The sequence below is a fragment of the Oceanobacter mangrovi genome, assembly GCF_019740315.1.
Taxonomy (GTDB): Bacteria; Pseudomonadota; Gammaproteobacteria; order Pseudomonadales; family Oceanobacteraceae; genus Oceanobacter; species Oceanobacter mangrovi.
Genome location: NZ_JAHXZR010000008.1, coordinates 227,475 through 233,713 on the forward strand (window position 1 = coordinate 227,475; position 6,239 = coordinate 233,713).

8 protein-coding genes and 1 pseudogene are annotated in these 6,239 nt (G+C 53.8%); 1 reads left to right on the forward strand and 8 read right to left on the reverse strand.

Annotation, left to right across the window (positions count from 1 at the left end; genetic code table 11):
- Positions 1-50 precede the first annotated feature (50 nt).
- From K6123_RS16850 to K6123_RS16865, 4 genes are all read right to left on the reverse strand, one after another.
- A complete protein-coding gene (locus K6123_RS16850; protein WP_221799854.1) occupies positions 51-1,208 on the reverse strand; it encodes an aminotransferase class V-fold PLP-dependent enzyme in 1,158 nt (385 codons plus the stop codon).
- 126 nt (positions 1,209-1,334) lie between these two features.
- Entirely contained in the window at positions 1,335-1,820 is a 486-nt protein-coding gene (gene iscR / locus K6123_RS16855) for a Fe-S cluster assembly transcriptional regulator IscR (RefSeq protein WP_221799855.1), read from the reverse strand.
- A gap of 98 nt (positions 1,821-1,918) precedes the next feature.
- Positions 1,919-2,767 (reverse strand): serine O-acetyltransferase, encoded by an 849-nt coding sequence (gene cysE / locus K6123_RS16860; protein ID WP_221799883.1) that lies wholly within the window; start codon positions 2,765-2,767, stop codon positions 1,919-1,921.
- A 21-nt stretch (positions 2,768-2,788) separates the two neighbouring features.
- Entirely contained in the window at positions 2,789-3,697 is a 909-nt protein-coding gene (locus K6123_RS16865; RefSeq protein ID WP_343224008.1) for an RNA methyltransferase, read from the reverse strand.
- Between the two features lie 150 nt (positions 3,698-3,847).
- Here K6123_RS16865 and K6123_RS16870 point away from each other — a divergent pair, with 150 nt between their 5' ends.
- Positions 3,848-4,612 carry an inositol monophosphatase family protein gene (locus K6123_RS16870; protein WP_221799857.1) on the forward strand — a complete coding sequence of 255 codons (765 nt, stop codon included), beginning with the start codon at positions 3,848-3,850 and terminating at the stop codon, positions 4,610-4,612.
- 277 nt (positions 4,613-4,889) lie between these two features.
- Here K6123_RS16870 and K6123_RS23245 read toward each other — a convergent pair.
- The 4 genes and pseudogenes from K6123_RS23245 to K6123_RS16885 all read right to left on the reverse strand — a co-directional run.
- Positions 4,890-5,120, reverse strand: a pseudogene (locus K6123_RS23245) (IS3 family transposase); the annotation flags it as partial.
- 38 nt (positions 5,121-5,158) lie between these two features.
- Positions 5,159-5,530 carry a hypothetical protein gene (locus K6123_RS16875; RefSeq protein ID WP_221799859.1) on the reverse strand — a complete coding sequence of 124 codons (372 nt, stop codon included), beginning with the start codon at positions 5,528-5,530 and terminating at the stop codon, positions 5,159-5,161.
- Complete coding sequence (locus tag K6123_RS16880; protein ID WP_221799861.1) at positions 5,530-6,102, reverse strand: DUF7737 domain-containing protein; 573 nt, start codon at positions 6,100-6,102, stop codon at positions 5,530-5,532. The genes K6123_RS16875 and K6123_RS16880 overlap by 1 nt, the downstream gene beginning before the upstream one ends.
- A gap of 36 nt (positions 6,103-6,138) precedes the next feature.
- A partial coding sequence (locus K6123_RS16885) for an IS3 family transposase (RefSeq protein WP_221799887.1) occupies positions 6,139-6,239 on the reverse strand: 101 nt, incomplete at its 5' end.

A 6,239-nucleotide genomic window follows, 5' to 3' on the forward strand; every position in this document is an offset into this window, starting at 1 on the left:
TTGGTTTCCGGGCTTGTCCGGAGTTTGTTGGCCCGGCGTATTTGAGTGTGTTATTTGCGCAGTGCCTTGACGACCCGGCTGACGTGTTCAATGGCAAAGTCGATGTCTTCGTCAGTGACAAACCGGCCCAGGCTGAAACGCAGGCCCGCATGAGCCAGCGCATCGCTACGACCAATCGCCTTTAATACATAGGAAGGCTCAACACTGGCCGAAGTACAGGCCGAACCGGATGACACGGCCACCTGCGCCAGCGACGCCAGCAGGATTTCGCCATCCAGGCCATCAAACGACAGGTTCATATGGGCCGGAGAACGCTGCTGACGATGGCCATTGACGTACACGCCACCCAGATCGAGCAAGGCGTTTTCCAGCTTGTCGCGCAAAGCCGACAGCTTGATGACATCGGCTTCAAAATTCGCCGCGGCCAGCGCTGCCGCTTCTCCCATCCCCACCAGCTGATGCGTCGGCAAGGTACCGGAACGCATACCGCGCTCATGACCACCACCGTGCATTTGCGCCGCGACGTGAGCCAACGGCTGGCGCCTGACATACAAGGCGCCGACACCCTTGGGACCATAAAACTTGTGGGCCGACAGCGATACCAGATCCGCGCCCCAGACATTCACATTGCAGGCTACCTTGCCCACCGCCTGAGCGGCATCAACGTGCAACAGCGCCGCATGACTTTTCAGCAAGGCGCCAATCGCGGCGATGTCTGTAACCGTGCCCAGTTCGTTATTGACCGCCATCAGCGACACCAGCACAGTGTCATCACGCAGGGCGTCCGCCACTTGCTGTGGATGAATCAGACCGTCGGCATCCGGGCTCAGCAAGGTGACGTCAACACCCTGTTGCTGCAGCCATTTGAGGGTATCGAGAATCGCCTTGTGTTCAATACAGGAGCTGATGATGTGACAGCGGCGACCGGGGTCATGACTGCGAAGGTATTCGACCACCCCCTTCAGCGCCAGATTGTCACTTTCGGTGGCGCCGGAGGTCCAGACAATTTCACGCGGGTCTGCCGCCAGCAAATCTGCCACCTGACGTCGCGCCTTCTCTACCGCGGCTTCCGCCTGCCAGCCAAACCGGTGTGAACGTGAAGCCGGGTTGGCAAAATTGCCGTCCATGGTCAGACAAGCCGTCATGGCTTCAGCCACCGCAGGGTCCACCGGCGTGGTGGCGGCATAGTCCAGATAGAGAGTTTTCATGCAGATTCCCAAAATCAAACAGGCAGAGCGGGTCATTGTCTCCACTCTGCCTGTGAGTGCAAGGGGCTAATGAGCAGCCAATGGCTGATCGCGCCTTGCGGTTAGCGCCTTGTATTCGCGGACAAACTAGCCGTTAACAGCGGCTTCGCTCAGAAAGGCTTCGATGCGATTGTCGTTGTTGCCATCCTGGCGACGCGCAGTTTGCTGGATTTCATTACGACTGATCAGCTGTTCAAGGCTGATCTTTTCCAGAAACTCGTGAATCTGGTCACTCAAATCGAGCCACAGGTGATGGGTCAGGCACTCGAAACCTTCCTGACAGTTACCCTGCTTATTACAGCGGGTGGCATCCATCGACTCATTCACTGCATCAACAATTTCGGCAACATTGATTTCCGGCGTTGCCCGGCTCAGCTGATAACCACCACCCGGGCCACGCACGCTGGATACCAGCCCACAGCGGCGCAAGCGGGCAAACAGCTGCTCCAGATAGGACAGGGAAATTCCCTGACGACCGGAGATGTCGTTCAGGCTCACCGGGCCGTCTTCTGCATGGATGGCCAGATCCAGCATGGCCGTCACCGCATAGCGGCCTTTGGTAGTCAGTCTCATATCAAACCCTCTTCGTGCTGGCCGCATTATGTTTATTTCCTACTAATTCAGTCAAGTTTAAACCCGACTTGTGTTGAAAAAACGACCAGCTCAATTAATTACGAACGAGAGGCCTGCTCTGCCGTGTCTGAGTCAGACGCTGCAACACTTTCGGTTGCAGCGCTTTCATCAGTATCGTTCTCGTCTACGGCAGCCAGACTGACAAAGTCTTCACGCTCAAGTTCTGGCAATGCGTCATCACAATTACGCACACCAATTTCACTCATCGCCTTGCACATGCGGTCAATCTTGCTGTCGACCGCGTCCATGTGCTCCATCATATTATGAATCGAACGGGCGATAGGGTCCGGCATGTCGTTGGAAATGCCATAGGCGTCAAAGCCGAGTTTTTCAGCCATCCGCACCGTACCTTCCGAAAGCGGTTTTTTCTTGCCGTTAACCCGCACAATGCGACCCGGGATACCCACCACTGTAGCGCCTTCCGGTACCGCCTTGGTAACAACAGCGTTGGAGCCGATGCGGGCATCCTTACCAACCACAATCGGACCCAGCACCTTGGCACCGGCACCCACCACCACGCCATCTTGCAGGGTCGGGTGACGCTTGCCCTTGTTCCAGCTGGTACCACCGAGGGTCACGCCGTGGTAAAGGGTACAGTCGTTGCCGATTTCGGCGGTTTCGCCAATCACCACGCCCATGCCGTGGTCAATAAAGAATCGCTGGCCAATGGTGGCACCCGGATGAATTTCGATGCCCGTCATCCAGCGGCTGAAAGTTGATAAAACCCGCGCCAGCCATTTGAAACCTCGACGCCAGAGGGCGTTGGCCAGCCGGTAATGCAGGATCGCATGGACGCCGGGATAGGTGGTGAGCACCTCAAAGGTGTTACGCGCCGCCGGGTCGCGTTCGAATACGCACGCTACATCTTCACGCAGTTGCTTCAGAATCAATGTGACTACCCTCGCTTGCTATTTATGGTCAGCGTCCTGTTCCGGCGCTGACGTCGCTGCTGACGCCTGTTTTTTTTGTTGCGTCTGCAGTTGCCGGGCTTGCTGTCGAACTGACGCAAACATGCCCCGCAAAATATTGATTTCCATCTGATCCGGCTCGGCGCGCTGAAACAGGCGACGGATACGGGTCATCAGTTGCTTTGGTGTATTGGGGTCCAGAAAGCCGATATCAACCAGGGTTTCTTCAAGATGCTGGATCATACCGTTCAGCTGTTGGTGTGTTGCCGGAGGGTGATCCCAGTCGACACCCCAGCGTTGCCCCATCACAGGCGCAGATTCAGACTGTAGCTGGGTACCTGCCTGGGCTGCGGCTTCAATCGCCGCCAGCCGCATTTCGTAACACAGCACCTGAATCGCCTGCGCCACGTTGAGCGATGAGAAGCTTTCTTCGGTCGGAATATGTACGTGAGCATGGCACAGATGCAGCTCTTCATTGGTCAGGCCACGGGATTCACGGCCAAACACCAACGACACCCGGCTACCGGTATTAGCAACCCGGGCAACACTGCTGCCGCACTGGCGCGGCGTCATCAATGGCCAGGGAATATGGCGACTGCGGGCACTGGTACCCACCACCAGCGCGGAGTCTGCAATGGCTTCTTCCAGCGTGGCAACGATACGAACCCGATGCAACACATCATCAGCACGGGAAGCCCGGGCAATCGCTTCATCATCAATCGCCGCAATCGGATCAACCAGCACCAGCTGGCCGATACCCATGTTTTTCATCGCCCGTGCTGCAGCGCCAATATTACCGGCGTGGGTGGTATTCACCATCACAATATCAATGGCATCCAGCATCGGCAGCCCGGTCTGGCTGACTGTCTCGGCACCGCCGTCAGCAGTGCTTTGGTTGTTGTCTGTCAAAACGCTTCCTCAGTATCGCATCAGGCTTTGATACGCTTGAGTCAAAATTCAGGGCGCGAAAGTGTATCAAACAGGCATCGACAGAAGCCACTATCCTGATATAATCGCCGGTTCCCCGTTCTTTAAGAGATAGTTATCGAAATGCAGCCAATGGTTAACTTGGCATTGCGTGCTGCGCGCAATGCGGGTGAAGACCTGGTCCGCCGCCTGGACCGTTTTGACTCTTCCCAGTCCACCGATCAGGAAAAAGCAAAGTTTATCGCCGATTGTTCCATCGGCCTGGAAAAAGCGATTATTTTTGATCTGAAAAAAGCCTATCCAGAGCATAACTACCGTGGTCGCGAAACCGGCCTCAATGCGGGTGTGGAAAAGCAACCTACCTGGTCTGTTTGCGTTATCGATGACATCGCCAACTTCCGCGTCGGCATTCCTGCTTTCGCCATCATTATTGCTTGCCAGATCAATGGCAAAACCGAACATGCGATCATCACCAACCCGATCAATGGTGACGAATTCTCTGCTTCCCGTGGTCGTGGCACCCAGGCTAACAACCGTCGTATTCGCTGCGGCAGCACCGTTGCCCTGGCTGACGCTATCATTGGTTACACCCAGCCAGTGGGTACCGGCGAAGAAGCCTTCAGCCAGCGCGAACGCCTGATGAAGCTGATGAGCAAAACCTACGACCTCCGCAACATCGGCTCCAACGCCCTGTCACTGGCTTATGTTGCCGCTGACCGTTTCCAGGGCGTTTTGCTGAGCAATGTTGATGAGTTCGCGCTGCAAGCTGGTAGTCTGATCGCTTCCGAAGCCGGTTGCTTGCTGTCCGATGTCAGTGGTCAGCCGCAACTGAAACCAGGTTGCAACCTGGTCGTCAGCAATCCGCGCTTGCTGAAAAACCTGCTGCAGAACAACTAATCAGCCGTTAAAGCAGCGGAACGCCGTTCCTGAGCTAATCTTGTTTTAACAGGGCTAGCCTCAGGAGGCCGTCATGATCCGCTATTTGACTTTATTGCTGCAGTTGATCGGGGAAACCCAGCTGAGTGACCAGCCAAGCCTGCATAAAAGCCTGCCATAACGGCAGGCTTTTTTTGTGGGTGGTGTTTGAGGGAGTGATTCTTCTCTGAATTTGTTGAGATGTCCTGAACCCCACTCCTGAAATACCAACGCCGCAGCATTCTGCTGACTGGCCTTGTCAGGCATTTTGAATTCCGGACACGGTTTTAAGTTTTTCTTCTGCGACGTGAGGAGTGATTCCATCATTCCCAGTATATGGCCGTTGCTGGTTGTAATACCCCATCAGATAACGGCCAATATCCATTTTTACTTCCGTCAGTGAGTGATACTAGGTATCCGGGGTCCACTCGCTTTTCAGGCTACGGAACAGCCGCTCCATCGGGCATTTCCTATGGGTTGATTGTGTAATCCCCCCATTTATAACCGAGTTATTTAGTAGAGGATCAATCATCCACCAATCAGCGGTACAACTTGCACAAACATTATCCGACTGTCCTGAGTGATACAGATTTCTTCACCCAATTCAGTTAACTGACGGTCGTCAAACAGCAAGAAGAAGCCATTATTTTTGAACGCAGACAACGCATCGTTTTGAAATTGTTCGAGCCGGGTTCCAGAGGTTTCTTCACCATTGTGGGCAGCTTCATTAACATCAGGAACGAATACAGCAGGAGTCTCACTGCGTTTCGAAAACTCTACAGCAACGCGCTGTTTGATCAGCTCTCTGACAGTGATGATTTCCGACTCAAAATTCAGCCATATCTCGGAGAGGTACTTGCCCGTCAGGGTTTGGTCTATTGCAGGTAGTCGTATACCCATTATTTTTTCTCCGGTAATGGCGGCAACTGCGACAGGATTGTCTGATCCTTGATTTTGTCATCAGCGGCCAGCAAAAGCGCCTTGGATAAAATCAACGCCAGGGCTCGATCATCATCGAATGGCAACAGGGGCAACTTCGCCTTGACTCCGTCAACGACGCAGAGATACTGATTATTTGGCTCCATCAGAATATTTGTCGATCGGAGGTGGATTTTGTAGCGAGTTCTTTTTCCCTGCACAATCAGGAAACGCCCATCAACCTCCAGTTGCCTGGCAATTTTCAGTTTCGGAATAATTGCTTTCAGGACATCGCGACGCACGGAATCCGCTTCACTCAGCTCACCAAAGCCTGGGCACTCGTAAAAGTCAGGGCGCTCTTGATATTCTCTCCAATCAGGGTCATTCCCCACACTGGCTACCGAAACAAACAGGTCCACATCTCGCATAATTTCAGAAAATACCTGTGCATCAATATCTTCCAGAGCGATCTGCTCGCAGTTAAATTCCTCTTCTCCCCGTTCAAACACAACGCGATCCGTCGCGGTATACATATAAATACCGCCATCGTTCATGTCGTCCGAGTGTTCTGGTCAACAAAACCGGACACATTAATTTGCTAATTTCTCGTACTCCACCGGTGATAAATCACCGTTCGTAGAGTGCAGTCGATCCAGGTTGTAGTACTTCATGTAAGCCGCGACATCCTGCT